This is a genomic window from Arthrobacter glycogeni, assembly GCF_054510815.1.
In genome coordinates, this window is record NZ_JBTNDV010000020.1 from 32,818 (window position 1) to 48,407 (window position 15,590).

Below are 15,590 nucleotides of genomic sequence, written 5' to 3' on the forward strand. Positions count from 1 at the left end.
GAGCTACCATGGCTGGCGCACTGCGCAAGACAATGATCTATCTTGGGCTCGCCGACGGTGATGAGCACTACGAGTCCGAGCAAAAGAATTTAGCTGGCAGGAGCGAGGATCACTCAGTGGATTACGACGGAGATGATCGGCAAGTCGCCGCACGCCCGGCGACCAAGCTCGCGCCGGTGGATGAATACCGGGCCCCGGTGACGCCGATCAAACGGGCACAGTCCTCACGTGAGGATTCGGCAGCCCTGCGCCAGATCACCACGGTGCACCCACGGTCCTACAACGATGCAAAGCTCATCGGCGAAAGCTTCAGGGACGGAATTCCCGTCATCATGAACGTCACCGACATGGGCGAATCCGATGCCAAGCGTCTCGTCGACTTCTCTGCCGGCCTCGTTTTCGGTCTGCACGGCAGCATCGAGCGGGTCACCAACAAAGTCTTCCTTCTGTCGCCCTCCTATATTGAGGTACTGGGAGAAGACCAGAAGGCCAGCGAGGCACAGGCTAGTTTCTTCAATCAAAGCTAGCGTGGTTAACTGGTTCACGAGTTCCTCTCGAAATGTCTTTTTAGGACTGTGACTGCCACGTGAGTTTGGTTTTTGTTCTGATCTACCTGGTACTGATGGTTGTCCAGGTAGCGCTGATTATTCGGATCGTTTACGACGCCGTACAGATGTTCGCGCGCGGCTGGCGCCCCAAGCGGCTGGCACTCGTGCTCGCGTCGGGTGTTTACACTGTTACTGATCCGCCGATCAAGGCCCTGCGACGGCTGATACCGCCGGTACGGCTCGGCGGAGTATCGCTGGATTTGGCGTTCCTGGTGGTGTTCCTCGGCGTAACCATCCTCATGTTCGTCGTCGCTGGTCTGGCCACATCGGTCTAGCCGGTTAGTTTTCGAGTCTCAAAAGATATACGCTGAATCAGATAATTGGTGTGAATTCTAGAGTTTTATGTCCGCAATTCGGTACCGTAGTCAGGTCTGCTTCATAGGCAGGCATGTCTTATAACCACTATGAGGTGACCAGATGGCCCTGACGCCAGAAGATGTTGTCAACAAAAGGTTTCAGCCCACTAAGTTTCGTGAAGGCTACGACCAGGACGAGGTAGACGATTTCCTCGACGAGATCGTCGTAGAGCTCCGACGTCTGAATCTGGAGAACGACGAACTGCGGCGCAAGCTCGCAGACTCCACCTCCTCGACGTCCCAGGGAGCTGCAGTGCCCGCCCCGGTTTCGGCGGTTTCGCACACTGAAGAGGTCAAGGATGATCCGAAGGCGAAGGAACAGTCGAAGGTCGAAGAGCCGAAGGTCGAGGAGCGCAAGGTAGCACCAGCTCCAGCAGTTGCTGCAACGCCCGCTGCGTCAACGTCCGGCTCCGCCGAATCAGCAGCCGGTGTGCTGGCCATGGCTCAGAAGCTCCACGACGAGTATGTCAACGCCGGTGTAGAGCAGCGGGACAAAATCATAGCTGAGGCTCAGATCGAAGCCAGCGGCATGGTCAGCGACGCCGAAGAGAAGACCCGCAAGACCCTTGGTGCACTCGAGCAGCAGAAGAGTGTCCTTGAGGGCAAGGTTGAGCAGCTCCGGAGCTTCGAACGCGACTACCGCTCACGGCTTAAGGCCTACATTGAAGGCCAACTCCGTGACCTGGATTCCCGCGGATCGGTCGCTTCGGAAGCCGCCGGCTCCTAAGGTTCCACCCGCGCCGGAGAATCGGCGCCATCAGTTATAGGCATGACAAGAGGCCGGCCCCGGGATCCCCCGGCGGCCGGCCTCTGCCGTAGTCTGGTAAGCAGTATCGACACTGCACCTTTTCCCGACCGGCGCGGTCAGCGGCAGCGCCAGACCTGAAAGTGTTATGACAGACCAGACACCCGAGCACGGTCTTCCGACCGGTGCCGACGAAACCTCCACCGGCCGGCGCACTGCGGCAGCCACCAACCACCACCGGCGCAACGGTGCGCGCTACGCGCTGCTCTTTGCTGTCTGCTGTGCAGTGATCTATGTTGCCGACCAGCTGACCAAGATCTGGGTGGTCTCCACGATGACCGAGGGTCAGATCACCCCGGTGCTTCCGCCGCTTCTGAACTGGCATTTTATCCGCAACCCGGGGGCTGCCTTTTCCATCGGCACCGACTACACCTGGGTGTTCACCATCATCATGGCGGTCGTGTCCATTGCCATCCTCACCCAGGTCCGCAAGATTGCTTCCTGGTGGTGGGCGACGGCGCTCGGGCTCGTCCTCGGCGGCGCCCTGGGCAACCTCACCGACAGGCTGGTCCGGGAACCCTCCTTCGGCCAGGGCCACGTCGTCGACTTCATCGCCCTCCCCAACTTCGCCATCTTCAACATCGCAGATTCGGCAGTTGTCACGGGAGTCTCCCTGATCTGCCTTCTCACCCTGCGTGGCATCGGCATGGACGGCAAACGCAGCAACGACGAACCGTCGACCGACGGCTCGGCGGACGTCAAGTGAACGCCATCGAACGGGACGAACGAGTCCCCGCGGACCTGGCCGGATCCCGGGCCGACACCGTCCTCTCCGCTGTGGCAGGGGTGTCCCGGTCCGCTGCCGCCGCCTGGTGCGTCGCGGGATTCGTGACCAGCGACGGGAAACCGGTCGGGAAGTCCGACCGCCCTGCCGCCGGGGCGGTGCTCCGGATCCGGGTTCCCGAAAGTGTCGACCCGCTGGCCGTGGTGGTGGAGACCGTCGACGGCATGGGCATCCTGTACGACGACGACGAGCTGGTGGTCATTGACAAGCCGGTCGGTGTTGCTGCGCACCCCTCACCGGGCTGGGTGGGGCCCACCGTCGTCGGCGCCCTCGCCGGCGCGGGCTACCGCATCTCGACGTCGGGCGCCCCCGAACGCGCCGGGATTGTGCACCGCCTCGATGTAGGCACCTCCGGGGCCATGGTGGTCGCCAAGACCGAACACTCCTACACCGTGTTGAAGCGGGCGTTCAAGGAACGCACCGTGGACAAGGTGTACCACGCGCTGGTGCAGGGGCTCCCGGACCCGCTCGAGGGGACCATCGACGCGCCGATCGGCAGGCATCCCGCTCATGACTGGCGGTTTGCCGTGCTTGAGGACGGCAGACCCTCCAGAACCCACTACCGGGTGCTTGAGGCGTTCGGGAAGGCCAGCCTGCTGGAGGTCAACCTCGAGACGGGCAGGACCCACCAGATCCGTGTCCACTTCTCCGCCCTCCGCCACCCGTGCGTGGGTGACCTGACCTACGGTGCCGACCCACGGTTGTCAGCAAATCTGGGGTTGACCCGCCAGTGGCTGCACGCCCAGCAGCTCACATTCGAGCATCCGGTGACCGGGGAAACGGTCAGCGCGACCAGCCCCTACCCGAACGATCTCCAGTACGCCCTCGACGCCCTGGCTTCCGGCACCATCTGAGCCGGGGCGGCGCGCCTCCGGCTCGGCAGGTCAGCCGGAGGAGGGGGCCGGCTGACCTAGAATGGGAGGGTGGTTTCAACAGCATCCCCCCAAGCTTCCCCGGCCAAGCCAACCCGCGAAGATTCCTTCGTTCACCTGCACAATCACACCGAGTATTCAATGCTCGACGGCGCCGCACGGCTGACTGATCTGTTCAGCCACACCGAGGAACTGGGCATGAACGCCCTGGCCACCACCGACCATGGGTTTGTCTTCGGGGCCTTCGATTTTTGGGACAAGGCCCGCGCGGCCGGGATCAAGCCCATCATCGGGGTGGAGGCGTATCTCACCCCTGGGACGGCTCGTGCGGACAAGACCCGCGTGAAGTGGGGCGGTGGTGGACGCGACGACGTCTCCGGAGCCGGCGCGTACACCCACATGACCCTGTGGTCCGAGACCACCGAGGGCATGCACAACCTGTTCAGGATGTCCTCCCTGGCCTCGCTGGAGGGGTACCTGTACAAGCCGAGAATGGACCGGGACCTGCTGCAGACTTACGGCAAGGGCCTGATCGGGACCACCGGGTGCCCCTCGGGCGAGGTGCAGACCAAGCTGCGCCTCGGCCTGTACCGTGAGGCAGTCCAGGCGGCCTCCGACTTCCGGGACATTTTCGGTGCCGACAACTTTTTCTGCGAACTGATGGACCACGGCCTGGACATTGAACGCAACGTCAAAGCCGACCTGATCAAGCTGGCCCGTGAGCTGGGGTTGCCGCTGGTGGCCACCAATGACCTGCACTACACGCACGCGGAGGACTCCAAAGCCCACGCCGCCCTGTTGTGTGTGCAGTCCGGTTCCACAATGGCGGATCCCAAGCGGTTCAAGTTCGACGCCAACGAGTTCTACCTCAAATCCCCCGCCGAGATGCGCTCCATCTTCAGCGATTTCCCCGACGCCTGCGACAACACCCTCCTCATTGCCGAGCGGTGCGACGTCGAGTTCAACACCAAGGCGAACTACATGCCGGGCTTCCCCGTCCCGGAGGGGGAAAGCGAGCAATCGTGGTTCGTGAAGGAGGTCGAGACCGGGCTGCAGTTCCGCTACCCGGCAGGGATCCCCGACGCCGTCCGCAAGCAGGCCGAATACGAGACCGGCGTCATCACCCAGATGGGCTTCCCCAGCTACTTCCTGGTGGTTGCCGACTTCATCAACTGGGCCAAGGACAACGGCATCAGGGTGGGTCCCGGCCGTGGCTCCGGTGCCGGGTCGATGGTTGCCTACGCCATGCGCATCACCGACCTCGATCCGCTGCAGCATGGGCTGATTTTCGAACGGTTCCTCAACCCCGAGCGTGTGTCGATGCCCGACTTCGACGTCGACTTCGATGATCGGCGCCGTTCGGAAGTGATCCGCTATGTCACCGAGAAGTACGGCGATGAGCGGGTGGCCATGATCGTCACCTACGGCACCATCAAGGCCAAACAGGCCATGAAGGACTCTTCCCGGGTGATGGGCTACCCGTTCTCGATGGGGGAGCGGCTCACCAAAGCCATGCCACCCGACGTCATGGGCAAGGGGCTCGCCCTCACCGACGTGCACAACAAGGACGCCAAACGGTACTCGGAGGCCGAGGAACTCCGTGAGCTCCTGAAGTCCGACGCTGACGCCGCGAAAGTCTTCGAGACGGCGCTGGGTCTGGAGGGGCTGAAGCGGCAGTGGGGCGTGCACGCCGCCGGCGTCATCATGTCCTCGGACCCGCTGATCGACATCATCCCGCTGATGCGCCGTGATCAGGACGGCCAGATCATCACGCAGTTCGACTACCCGACGTGTGAGAACCTCGGCCTGATCAAGATGGACTTCCTCGGCTTGAGGAACCTGACGATCATCACCGACGCGGTGGAGAACATTAAACTCAATAAGGACATCGAGCTGGTGCTCGAAGACCTGGACCTCGAGGACAAGGGTTCCTACGACCTGCTGGCCCGCGGCGACACGCTCGGAGTGTTCCAGCTCGACGGCGGGCCGATGCGCGCCCTCCTGAAGCTGATGCGCCCCGACAACTTCGAAGACATTTCGGCCGTCATCGCGTTGTACCGGCCCGGACCCATGGGCGCCAACTCGCACACCAATTACGCGCTGCGCAAGACCGGCGTGCAGGAGGTGACCCCCATCCACGCCGAGCTGGAAGAACCACTCGCCGAGATTCTGGGGACCACCTACGGCCTGATCGTGTACCAGGAGCAGGTGATGGCCATCGCCCAGAAGGTCGCCGGCTACTCGCTGGGACGCGCGGATATCCTCCGTCGGGCGATGGGCAAGAAGAAGAAGTCCGAGCTGGACAAGCAGTACGAGGGCTTCGCCAACGGCATGAAAGACAACGGGTATTCGGAAGCGGCGATCAAGACCCTGTGGGACATCCTGCTACCGTTCTCCGACTATGCCTTCAACAAGGCCCATTCGGCCGCTTACGGCCTGGTGTCCTACTGGACGGCGTACCTCAAGGCGCACCACCCCGCCGAGTACATGGCGGCGCTGCTCACCAGCGTCGGCGATGACAAGGACAAGCTGGCGATCTACCTCAACGAGTGCCGTCGGATGGGTATCACCGTGCTGCCGCCGGACGTCAACGAGTCGAGCGTCAACTTCACCCCGGTCGGTACCGACATCCGGTTCGGGATGGGTGCGATCCGTAACGTGGGTGCCAACGTCGTGGGCGCCATGGTGGGAGCCCGCACCGAGAAGGGCGCCTTCACCTCGTTCAGCGACTTCCTTCAGAAGGTGCCGGCGGTGGTCTGCAACAAGAGGACCATCGAATCGCTGATCAAAGCCGGGTCCTTCGACTCGTTGAAGCACCCGCGCCGGGCACTCGCGATGATCCATGAGGAGGCAGTCGACTCGGTGATCGTCCTCAAACGCAACGAGGCGGCCAACCAGTTTGACCTGTTCAGTGCCTTCGACGAACCCGGATCGGTGGGCGGACTCTCGGTGGAGGTGCCCGACCTGCCGGAGTGGGAGAAGAAGGACAAGCTCTCCTTCGAACGGGACATGCTGGGCCTCTACGTTTCAGACCACCCGTTGCAGGGTCTCGATGGGATCCTGAGCCAGCACGCCGATTCGTCGATCACGTCAATTATCAGCGACGAGGGGCCGGCCGACGGCGCCATGGTCACCATCGCCGGCATGATCACGTCGCTGCAGCGACGGATCGCGAAGAACAGCGGCAACGCCTATGCCCGCGCCGAGATCGAGGATCTAGCCGGGTCGATGGAGGTCATGTTTTTCGGTCAGATCTACGGTCCGATCGCCGGTGTGCTCGCGGAGGATCTGATCGTCGTCGTCCGCGGACGGCTACAGCGGCGCGACGACGGCGCGGTAACCCTCAACGCCCAGGAGTTGAGCGTCCCGGATCTCAGCGAAGGACATTCGGGGCCGGTGGTCATTTCGATGGCCCACCACAAGGCCACCGAGACGGCGGTCGTCGCACTGCGGGACGTCCTGAGAACCCACCCCGGCACCAGCGAAGTCCAGATCCGGTTGAACAGCAACCGGAAGGTAGAGGTCATGCGGTTGGGGGTCGAACTGCGGGTCAACCCGACGTCGTCGCTCTTCGGCGACCTCAAGGTGCTGCTGGGCCCCGCCTGCCTGGACGTGTAACCGGAACTGGACGTCTGACCGGCCGGTCAGATCTCGTAGTCCAGCGCGGCGGGCTGCCCGTATGCCCCGCCGTGATAGAGGAGGGGGACCCCGGGCGGGCCCACCTCGCCGGACTGCACTTCAGCCACCACCACGGCGTTGTTCTCGAAGGACAGCCGCATGCTGATCCGCCCGATCAGGTGAGCTGCGACGTCGGCCAGGAGCGGTACCCCGTGCGGTCCGGGCTTCCAGTGGTCCCCGTCGAAACGGTCACGGCTCCTCGCGAACCGGTCTGCGAGTTCCCGGTTGGCGAGGCCGAGCATATGCACGCCAATGTAGTTGGTGTTCGCGATTGCGGGCCAGGAGGACGAGGTGCGGGCCATATTGAAGGTGAAGCGCGGCGGGGCCGCGGACAGGGATGATACCGACGTCGCGGTGAATCCGTAGGGTTCTCCTTGATAGACCGCGGTGATGATCGTCACCCCAGCCGGATGGCGGCGGAAGGCGTCTCGGAAGGCTTCCGTCGGGTCAGTGACAGGCTGGTCGGCTGGGTCTAGGGGATCCACGCCCCCCACCCTAGGCGAGGTCCAGTCGACGCATAACTTTGTTAATGTATAAGTCATGCACCCCTCCACTCCTGAAGCCGAGCAGCCCGGCAGTTATCCGCCGCCCGTGTACGCGGTCACCACCGATGACACAGCGGTTCCGCCCACGTCCCTGCTGTGGTGGGTCAGCGCGATGGCGGGGTTAGGGCTCCTGATGGGAGCTGTCTGGTGGTTCGCAGCGCCCGGCGGCGGACTCTACGGCGACCCAGTCCCCGAAGAGGCTGGCCTGCTGCGCGATCTTACGCTGGGCGGTCTCCAGCTGGTGGTCGGCATTGTGGTGGGATGGCTCCTGGTTCAGCGGATGGACCTGGCTGGGGCCTGGCAGCGGATCGGCGCAGCCGTGGGCGGGTCATTGATCGGGTCGGTGCTCGCCGTCGTCGTCGGACAGTGGCTGGGCATGATGTTCGGGGCCGATCCCGAGTTTGTGCTGCACTCGCTGGGCGCGGCAGCTATCTGGCCCGCCGCAGCGGCGCTGGTGGTGTTCATTTCGGCGCTGATCGAGCTGGCCTGGGGCAAACGCCACCCCTAGCTCGCGCCTTAGGTCCCCGACGTCCCGGGAATAGTGCGTGGGGCCAGCCCGTTCCATCAGCCATGAAAGCAATCGTTTACTCCCACACTGGCCCCTCAACCGTTCTCTCCCTCGCCGACCGCGACGTCGCTGCTCCCGGTCCGGGAGAAGTGCGGGTTCGCATCGCCGCCTCGGGCGTGAATCCCACCGACTGGAAGGCGCGCTCCGCCGGGGATGTGGCCTTCGCGGAGCTGGTCCCGAACCAGGACGGTGCCGGGATAGTGGATGCGCTGGGTGAGGGCGTGACGGACGCAGAGGTCGGCGACCGGGTATGGGTGTACCTTGCGGCCCACGGGCGGCCGACCGGGACCGCCCAGGAGTTTGCCGTCCTTCCGGCTGACCGGGTCGTAAAACTACCGGAAGGCATCGATTTTGACGTCGCCGCCAGCCTCGGTGTTCCGGCGATGACGGCGCACCGGGCGCTGACCGTTCACGAGCACGGTCCATCCCGGCTCGCACCGGGCGCCCTTGCGGGCCGCGTGGTTCTTGTCCAGGGTGGAGCGGGTGCGGTGGGTCATGCAGCGATCCAGTTGGCTGTCTGGGCGGGTGCGACAGTCATCGCGACGGTCAGCAGTGACTCGAAGGCAGAGCTTGCCTCCGCCGCCGGCGCGCATCACGTTCTCCGGTACCCCGATGACTCACTGGCAGACCGCATCCTCGGGATTGCACCCGATGGCGTCGACCAGGTGGTGGAGGTGGCTCCGGCCCAGAACGCTAGGCTCGACGTCGAGGTGCTCGCCAACCACGGGAGCATCGCCTACTACGCAAACAACAATGGGGACGATTTCACCACCCCGATTGTTGCGAGCTTTGCGAAGAACGTCCGCTGGCAGGGTCTGCTCCTGTACACGGTGGGATCCTTTGCCCTGCACGCCGCCGCCGAGGACATTACCGCTGCGCTGCGGGCTGGCGCGCTGCCGGTGGGGGAGTCGGCGGGGCTCCCGCTCATCTGGTTCCCGCTCGAGGAAACAGCGGCCGCGCACGACGCCGTCGAGGATGGCGTCACTGGCAAGGTCCTGATCCGCGTGGCCGAGCTAGGCTAACAAAAAAGCGCGCGTTTGCGCAGCTGACTGAGACTGTTCCGAGGAGTGGGAAATGGCGTTCGTGCATCGGGATCTCGTTCGCCGTCTCCTGCGACGCCTGGGACGTGGGCTGGTGCTGGGCGTCTCGGCGGGACTCTTTGTGGGGATCGTTGCTGCCGTGGTGACCTCGGGAGGAACAGACAACGTCCTCCGCAGCGATGTGGGGTGGGGCGCCGGATTGTGGGCGTTCGCCATCGCCTTTCTGTTCACCAGCTGTCTCCCCTCACCCGACGCGGTTGACGGGCCGCCGCAGTACGGTCAACTGCACGGTCCGCGGCCGTAGGTCTGGTCATGTGGCGTCATCAGCTTTAGCAGCAGCGGCGTCAGACCATAGTCTCGAAAGCAGAATCAAGAGCCCCGACGCAAAACCCTGGTTTGTCGGGCGGCAACCCTCCCGCTGTAGCGGGGTGCCCCAGGTGATGATTCGGCCCGATGCGGAACCGCACGGGCAAGTATGGCGTCGCTGAACCGGTTGCGCCTGATGTGCAAGGGGTTGTTCCATGTCCGTCGTCGAATCCGTTGCGGTGCCCACACCCGCAATCCGCATCCGTGACAAGAAGCGTGTCCTCAGTTCCGCCTTTGTTGGCACCACCATCGAGTGGTACGACTTCTACCTGTATGGAACGGCCGCGGCGCTGATTTTCAACACCCAGTTCTTCCCGCAGTCCTCGGCACTCGCTGGCGTCCTGGCATCATTCGCCACCTTCGCCGTGGGCTTCTTCGCGCGACCGGTGGGCGGGATCCTGGCAGGCCATCTCGGTGACCGGATCGGGCGCAAAGCCCTGCTGGTGGCGTCCCTGCTCACCATGGGAGTTGCCTCAACGGGCATTGGTCTCCTACCCAACTACGACAGTATTGGCAGCTTCGCCGTCGTCGGGCTGGTGGCGCTCCGCCTCTTGCAAGGGCTATCGGCCGGCGCCGAATGGGGAGGCTCGGCCCTGCTCTCGGTCGAACACGCTCCACGACACCTCCGCGGGTTCTTCGGCAGCTTCACCCAGGTCGGTTCCGCCGCGGGCATGCTGCTGGCCACCAGCGCCTTCGCCCTCACCCAGCTGGCCATGACTGCCGAGCAGTTTCAATCCTTCGGATGGCGGATCCCTTTCCTGGCCAGCGCTGTACTGGTGATCATTGGGTTGGTCATCCGGCTTGGTGTTGAGGACGCACCCCAGTTTCAGCAGCTCACGGCGGAGAACAACACCGCGAAGGCCCCCATTGCCGAGGTGCTGAGATATCACCGTCGTAGCCTGCTGGTGGCTATTGGTCTCCGGCTGGCTCAACCGGCACTGTTTGTGGTGCTCACCGTGTACCTCCTCGGATACATCAGTTCCCGCCGGGACGATACGACGTCGGGACTGACCGCGGTCCTGGTCGGCTCCGCGGTAGGACTGATCTCGGGTCCGTTCTGGGGGTGGCTCTCCGACCGTTACGGCAGGCGGCCCATCGCCATAGCGGGCACGATTGGTATCGGCATTTTTGTGTGGCCGCTGTTCTGGTTCCTCGATCATGGACCGCTCGTCCTGCTGCCGCTGGTGATGATTCTGGGAATGAACGTCCTGCACGATTCTATTTATGGCCCGCAGGCGGCGTGGTTTGCGGAGCAGTTCCCGTTGCATCTGCGCTACAGCGGAGTGTCGTTCGGCTATCAGGTGGGCACAGTCCTCTCAGGAGGTCTCACGCCGTTCATCGCGGCGGCTCTCCTCAATGGTGGTGGCGGTCAGCCCTGGCTGATCTGCGGGTATCTGACCCTGCTGGCGGCGCTGTCCGCTATTGCCGCCTTTGCCGCGAAGGACCCGGCCCGTGCTTACGCCAAAGACAAGTCAACCCCCGATACTTTCTAGGAGAACAGTGACGAAGTCCATCCTGCTCAACGCCTTTGAAATGCTAGTCCCAGTTCACCAGTCGCCTGGTCTGTGGAGACATCCTGAGGATCAAAGCCGCCGGTACAACGAGCTCACCTATTGGACCTCCCTGGCTACGACGCTGGAAGAGGGAGGCTTCCACGGCATCTTCTTCGCCGATATTCTGGGACAGTATGACATCTACGCCGGGAACGCTGATGAAGCTGTTCGTGGCGGAGTGCAATACCCGATGCTGGACCCACTGCTGATCGTGAGCGCTTTGGCGGCGGCCACCAGCCACATCGGCTTCGGAGTCACCGCATCCCTCACCTACGAACAGCCCTACCTGTTGGCGCGAAAATTCAGCACCCTCGACCATCTCACCAACGGGCGGGTGGCATGGAACATCGTCACGTCCTATCAGGACTCCGCCGCCCAGAATCTTGGATTCACCGAACAAATTCCGCACGACCAACGGTATGACCGCGCTGAGGAGTACATGGACGTGGTCTACAAGCTGTGGGAAGGCTCGGCTGATGATGATGCGGTCAGGGCAGACAAGGCAGCCAACGTCTTTGTTGACCCCGCGAAGGTGCGAGGCATCGGCCACATGGGTGAACATTTCACCGTTCCTGGGCCTGCCCTCACCGAGCCATCACCTCAGCGCACGCCCTTGTTGTTTCAAGCCGGAGCTTCGCCCCGGGGACAGGCCTTTGCTGCGAACCACGCCGAGGCGATCTTCTTCAGCGGCTACTCCACCGAGCTGACACGCAAATGGGTGGACGGCATTCGTGCAGCGCTTGCTGCCCAGGGTCGCGCGCGGGACTCTGTGAAGATCTTCGCGATGGCAACGGTCATTGTGGCGGAAACGGAAGAATCCGCTACGGCGCGGTTGGACGACTACACCCGCTACATTGATCCGCAGGCCGCGCTAGCTCTTTTTGCTGGCTGGACCGGTGTGGATCTCAGCACAGCCGACCTGGATAGCACCCTGGAGTACGTGCAAACCGAGGGAAACCAATCCGCATTGGCCGCCTTTACCAAGCTGGATCCGTCCCGGGTGTGGACGGTCCGCGAGCTGGCGCACTTTGTGGCCATCGGGGGACGGGGCCCGGTCATTACGGGCTCCCCATCGACTGTCGTCGACGAGCTGGAACGGTGGATGGATGAGGGCGACGTTGACGGGTTCAACTTGTCGAACGCAGTGCGTCCAGCAGATCTGGAAGAATTCGTGCGCCTTGTCTCACCCGAATTGCGCCGACGGGGACTGTTGCCGGAGGCCCCGCAACCCGGGACCACTCTCCGAGAAATCATTCTCGGAGAGGGGCCCCGCCTGGCCGATGACCATTACGGCGCCCGCTTCCGCCAAGGATGAGCTGGGCATAATTGGTGTTGTCATCGATTCGACGAGTCGCCGGGCTGAGGCCTGTCCTCGGTCGACGTCGACAGGGCCTCTTCTAGACGTGCCAGCGCGTCCTCATCCGCTGCGAGATGCATCATTCCCTTATCGGTTTGCAGGACGGCAACAGCCCACCCGCGACGCCAGACCCGTGGTTTCCTGATCGGCTCAACCCGGTCCAGGATGTCCAGAATGACGTAGGTCCGTTTGCGGCCGGCTGGCGCAGGCTGCAGATCACCCATTTGAGTCTGGAAATCCATTCCCTGTCCCGTTTGCTGTGCGACGCCGTCATCCCACAGGTCCCGCAACGAGCCGGGCAGGGCATTGGCGAAGCGGATGGAGCAGTCGAAAATCCCGCGATCCGACTCGGTCTGAAGTCGTCGTCGGCGTTCGGCCCCAGCGGGTCGCCCGAGGAGATACAACAGACCAAAGTAGATGAAGAGGGTAAACCCGGTTCTGGCCCAGAAGCTGATGCCGAGGCCCTCGAGCACACCCCAGATCAGGTAGGCCGGAAAGAAGATGCCAATCAGGACCATATATTGAATCTTCTCCCATTTGCCCACCTTGGCGCGTCCGATATCGTCCATGCCTCAGCGTAACTACTGCGGACTCCCGAAGTAAGGGTGATTCAACCATCGGTTCGGGTGCCAGAGAAGCCTGTCGATCCATGATGTGGCTGCAGCGGTTGGGCTACCTTCCCCGGCATTTCCTCGGGCGGGGAAGGTGCGTATCGCCTCGTCAGCGCCGATCCTGAGCAGGTTTGGGGGTTTCGTCTAATACTCGATCGAAGCATGCAAGGCGGACTACAACTAGGCAGCCTTCCGATGGGGCTGATCCTTCCGTGTAGCGGTGACCAGTAGGAGGATCAATGAGAGGAGGCTCATGGCGTAGAGAATATTGCTCCAGGGGGCATGGTCTCCGCCTGAGGTGGCGAACGCGTCAGCGATGCTCATTTCAGGATTAAAAGAGGCAAAGAAGTAGGCAGGCATCCCGAGCATGACGATGATCAGGAAGAACCGGCTAATCATCCACGGCAAGTCAGGGTATTTGACGATAGCGAAGGCACCGACGATAAGCGCGAGGATCGGACCGGTCAGTGCCCACATATAAACCGGGGCTTCCACTAGCTGTTCGTTCGCAGACGACATAGCAGTATTGATCTCTTGGAGGCTCATACCCGGAACGGCCGCCATGGGGTTCCAGACGAGAATCTGTAGTGCGCCGATCAACGCGTACGCTGCGGTGATCAGAACGCCGACCGCCACGATCGGAACAATATGCCGTTGTCGCTTATCCAAGACGGTCCCCATGCGGCCATACTAAGCGAGGTGGCAGAGCGGTGGGGGATCGCCGAATGAGCAGCTGTAGCCTTTGGCTATTGCTCGTGGTTACCAGGGCGGACGTAGAACCAGAATCTCTGAATGGGGAACAAACGGGTGCAGCCCTTTGCTATGGCAATGCCTGGCTCAATGGGCCGATGGATGAGACCCGCGTTTTCGTTTCGGACCACTTCGCCGTCGGCTCAGGTGGGGTCACCTCTGATGCCCTGGCCCGTGTAACTGAGGACGAGTAACAGGCCGAGGTGGAGAGCCCATGGAATCGGTTTACGGCCCGGGTGGGGCTAGCAGAGAAAGATTTTCCCGACCACATCCCAGCCAAAGCTCGCTGCCTTTCGTGGGCGGCGAGAGATGCATCTTCGCGTGACTTCTGTCAGCCGAATCCAACGAACGCCCTCACTGATCCGCCACGGAAATCCTCCGTCTGCCAGTAGCCAAAGCGTTCCGAAGCCGGTCGATAGTACGACGAATCCTGTTGATCGGAAATGACATGTTGATAGCGATTTTCCGTGCAGGAACCAGCTAACGGGCGTGTCGCGCCACACTGAGTGGCCTGGTTGCGCGTGTGTTTCTCCGTTTGCACGCCGCTTCTCGCGTGCAACAGTATTCCGGTGGGTGGGCGAGTATCGCGGCGTGTTCGGCGACCGGGACGGCAATCTTGCTGTATCTCTCGACTTCGATGCTGACACAGTCATTTGGAGGCAACCACATTGGGCTGGCGAAGACGACGAGGACCCCGGGGCCTATGATCCAACGCTGCTCTTGCCCCAGATAATGGTGTTCGACCGCACCGAGTACGAGGCCGCGATGGCGGATACGGAGCGGTTCACCACCCGGGCGGGGTGGCACCGGGATCCACCAGAAGCCGCCGAGGGTGACGGTGCTCGGAGGGGCACCTTCGGTCCAGTCGTGTGGCTGGATCGATTACGTCACCGATGCAAACCTTCATGGGACACATAGACACCAGCGTGCTGCGGCGTTGCCCGACTCTAGTGAGCTGAAAAGCATGGGCTTACGAGTAGTATCCGAAAGTGATGATCTCCTACGAGTACCGGATCCACTTCCGCGGCCAGATAGTCGCCCTCGTGTGGCAGACGGACGACGGAACCGACGATCGTGAGACCGATACCGATTGCGTACTTGTTAGTAACGGGAAAATTGTGTCTGGTGCTGTTGGGGAGGGGGTCGCAATGGTGGCGCATCGCTGCGGCCTGATCCTGGAACAGGGTGACGATGAGCCACTCAACCTTGATGGACTAGAGCAACTGCTGGACCTTCCGGCAACAGATGCAATCTGCGCGCAGATACTCAACGGCTGGAACCTATTCAACGACATAGCTCGCAGTTTGGGCGTATCCCTGAATGACGACGGAACAGAAGCCTCCAATTGCCATGACAAGCTCTTTTTCGGCAACAACCTAGCAAGCACCACGCCCGATGGCGAGCACTACAGACCATCTTTCACCCGGCAAGAACGCTCCTGCATCACCACAATCCTCAATCGCGGCCGCGCCATGCTCGCCGCAAATATTTGAACCCTAGACGTGCTCAAGGCACTCGTTCGGTGGAGAGTCCGGCAGAGGGTCGCGCTCAGGGCATCGGCTTGCAGGCACCACAACCACTCGTGGGCGGGATCTACTATGCACGGTAGGATTGGATCCTAACGGTACGGTTTCGGTTTACTGCAAGAAGAAAGGGTCCGGGCATGCATCGTCTTGGCCAGCTTGAATCCACCATCA

General features: G+C 62.4%; 15 protein-coding genes and 1 riboswitch. Of the genes, 12 read left to right on the forward strand and 3 right to left on the reverse strand.

Annotated elements, in window-relative coordinates; genetic code table 11:
* Nucleotides 1-8 precede the first annotated feature (8 nt).
* From ACX80G_RS16585 to dnaE, 6 genes are all read left to right on the forward strand, one after another.
* Nucleotides 9-527, forward strand: coding sequence for a cell division protein SepF (locus ACX80G_RS16585; RefSeq protein ID WP_459309078.1), 519 nt, complete (start codon nt 9-11; stop codon nt 525-527).
* A 59-nt stretch (nt 528-586) separates the two neighbouring features.
* Nucleotides 587-883, forward strand: a complete 297-nt coding sequence (locus ACX80G_RS16590) for a YggT family protein (protein WP_459309080.1) — start codon at nt 587-589, stop codon at nt 881-883.
* A 142-nt stretch (nt 884-1,025) separates the two neighbouring features.
* A complete protein-coding gene (locus ACX80G_RS16595; RefSeq protein WP_459309082.1) occupies nt 1,026-1,691 on the forward strand; it encodes a DivIVA domain-containing protein in 666 nt (221 codons plus the stop codon).
* Nucleotides 1,692-1,857: 166 nt separating this feature from the next.
* The gene (gene lspA / locus ACX80G_RS16600) at nt 1,858-2,475 is read left to right on the forward strand and encodes a signal peptidase II (protein ID WP_459309083.1); all 618 of its coding nucleotides are present in this window, start codon (nt 1,858-1,860) and stop codon (nt 2,473-2,475) included.
* Nucleotides 2,472-3,407 carry an RluA family pseudouridine synthase gene (locus ACX80G_RS16605; protein WP_459309084.1) on the forward strand — a complete coding sequence of 312 codons (936 nt, stop codon included), beginning with the start codon at nt 2,472-2,474 and terminating at the stop codon, nt 3,405-3,407. Before lspA ends, ACX80G_RS16605 begins: the two co-directional genes overlap by 4 nt.
* Before the next feature lie 69 nt (nt 3,408-3,476).
* Entirely contained in the window at nt 3,477-7,043 is a 3,567-nt protein-coding gene (gene dnaE / locus ACX80G_RS16610) for a DNA polymerase III subunit alpha (RefSeq protein ID WP_459309085.1), read from the forward strand.
* A gap of 26 nt (nt 7,044-7,069) precedes the next feature.
* Here dnaE and ACX80G_RS16615 read toward each other — a convergent pair whose 3' ends face one another.
* Complete coding sequence (locus tag ACX80G_RS16615) at nt 7,070-7,588, reverse strand: flavin reductase family protein (RefSeq protein ID WP_459309087.1); 519 nt, start codon at nt 7,586-7,588, stop codon at nt 7,070-7,072.
* A gap of 55 nt (nt 7,589-7,643) precedes the next feature.
* Here ACX80G_RS16615 and ACX80G_RS16620 point away from each other — a divergent pair, with 55 nt between their 5' ends.
* The 5 genes from ACX80G_RS16620 (at nt 7,644) to ACX80G_RS16640 (ending at nt 12,490) form a co-directional block, all read left to right on the forward strand.
* Nucleotides 7,644-8,156 carry a hypothetical protein gene (locus tag ACX80G_RS16620; protein WP_459309088.1) on the forward strand — a complete coding sequence of 171 codons (513 nt, stop codon included), beginning with the start codon at nt 7,644-7,646 and terminating at the stop codon, nt 8,154-8,156.
* 62 nt (nt 8,157-8,218) lie between these two features.
* Nucleotides 8,219-9,238: an NADPH:quinone reductase gene (locus ACX80G_RS16625; RefSeq protein WP_459309089.1), complete on the forward strand. Its 1,020-nt coding sequence runs from the start codon at nt 8,219-8,221 to the stop codon at nt 9,236-9,238.
* Nucleotides 9,239-9,290: 52 nt separating this feature from the next.
* Entirely contained in the window at nt 9,291-9,560 is a 270-nt protein-coding gene (locus ACX80G_RS16630) for a hypothetical protein (protein ID WP_459309091.1), read from the forward strand.
* 63 nt (nt 9,561-9,623) lie between these two features.
* Nucleotides 9,624-9,738, forward strand: a riboswitch (SAM riboswitch).
* A 39-nt stretch (nt 9,739-9,777) separates the two neighbouring features.
* Nucleotides 9,778-11,115 carry an MFS transporter gene (locus ACX80G_RS16635; RefSeq protein ID WP_459309092.1) on the forward strand — a complete coding sequence of 446 codons (1,338 nt, stop codon included), beginning with the start codon at nt 9,778-9,780 and terminating at the stop codon, nt 11,113-11,115.
* A 7-nt stretch (nt 11,116-11,122) separates the two neighbouring features.
* A complete protein-coding gene (locus ACX80G_RS16640) occupies nt 11,123-12,490 on the forward strand; it encodes an LLM class flavin-dependent oxidoreductase (RefSeq protein ID WP_459309093.1) in 1,368 nt (455 codons plus the stop codon).
* 20 nt (nt 12,491-12,510) lie between these two features.
* On the opposite strand, the gene ACX80G_RS16645 is transcribed toward ACX80G_RS16640, so the two are convergent.
* Both ACX80G_RS16645 and ACX80G_RS16650 read right to left on the reverse strand, forming a co-directional pair.
* Entirely contained in the window at nt 12,511-13,101 is a 591-nt protein-coding gene (locus ACX80G_RS16645; protein ID WP_459309095.1) for a hypothetical protein, read from the reverse strand.
* Between the two features lie 222 nt (nt 13,102-13,323).
* Nucleotides 13,324-13,824, reverse strand: coding sequence for a hypothetical protein (locus ACX80G_RS16650; RefSeq protein ID WP_459309096.1), 501 nt, complete (start codon nt 13,822-13,824; stop codon nt 13,324-13,326).
* Nucleotides 13,825-14,882: 1,058 nt separating this feature from the next.
* On the opposite strand from ACX80G_RS16650, the gene ACX80G_RS16655 reads away from it, so the two are divergent.
* Nucleotides 14,883-15,386 carry a hypothetical protein gene (locus ACX80G_RS16655; protein ID WP_459309097.1) on the forward strand — a complete coding sequence of 168 codons (504 nt, stop codon included), beginning with the start codon at nt 14,883-14,885 and terminating at the stop codon, nt 15,384-15,386.
* The last annotated feature ends 204 nt before the right edge of the window (nt 15,387-15,590 follow it).

Bases quoted from the DNA above. Each gene is read 5' to 3' on its own strand.
- ACX80G_RS16650 (WP_459309096.1), bottom strand. From the start codon at position 13,824: ATGGGGACCGTCTTGGATAAGCGACAACGGCATATTGTTCCGATCGTG.
- ACX80G_RS16585 (WP_459309078.1), top strand. From the start codon at position 9: ATGGCTGGCGCACTGCGCAAGACAATGATCTATCTTGGGCTCGCCGAC.
- ACX80G_RS16595 (WP_459309082.1), top strand. From the start codon at position 1,026: ATGGCCCTGACGCCAGAAGATGTTGTCAACAAAAGGTTTCAGCCCACT.
- ACX80G_RS16630 (WP_459309091.1), top strand. From the start codon at position 9,291: ATGGCGTTCGTGCATCGGGATCTCGTTCGCCGTCTCCTGCGACGCCTG.
- ACX80G_RS16645 (WP_459309095.1), bottom strand. From the start codon at position 13,101: ATGGACGATATCGGACGCGCCAAGGTGGGCAAATGGGAGAAGATTCAA.
- lspA (WP_459309083.1), top strand. From the start codon at position 1,858: ATGACAGACCAGACACCCGAGCACGGTCTTCCGACCGGTGCCGACGAA.
- ACX80G_RS16635 (WP_459309092.1), top strand. From the start codon at position 9,778: ATGTCCGTCGTCGAATCCGTTGCGGTGCCCACACCCGCAATCCGCATC.
- ACX80G_RS16620 (WP_459309088.1), top strand. From the start codon at position 7,644: ATGCACCCCTCCACTCCTGAAGCCGAGCAGCCCGGCAGTTATCCGCCG.
- ACX80G_RS16625 (WP_459309089.1), top strand. From the start codon at position 8,219: ATGAAAGCAATCGTTTACTCCCACACTGGCCCCTCAACCGTTCTCTCC.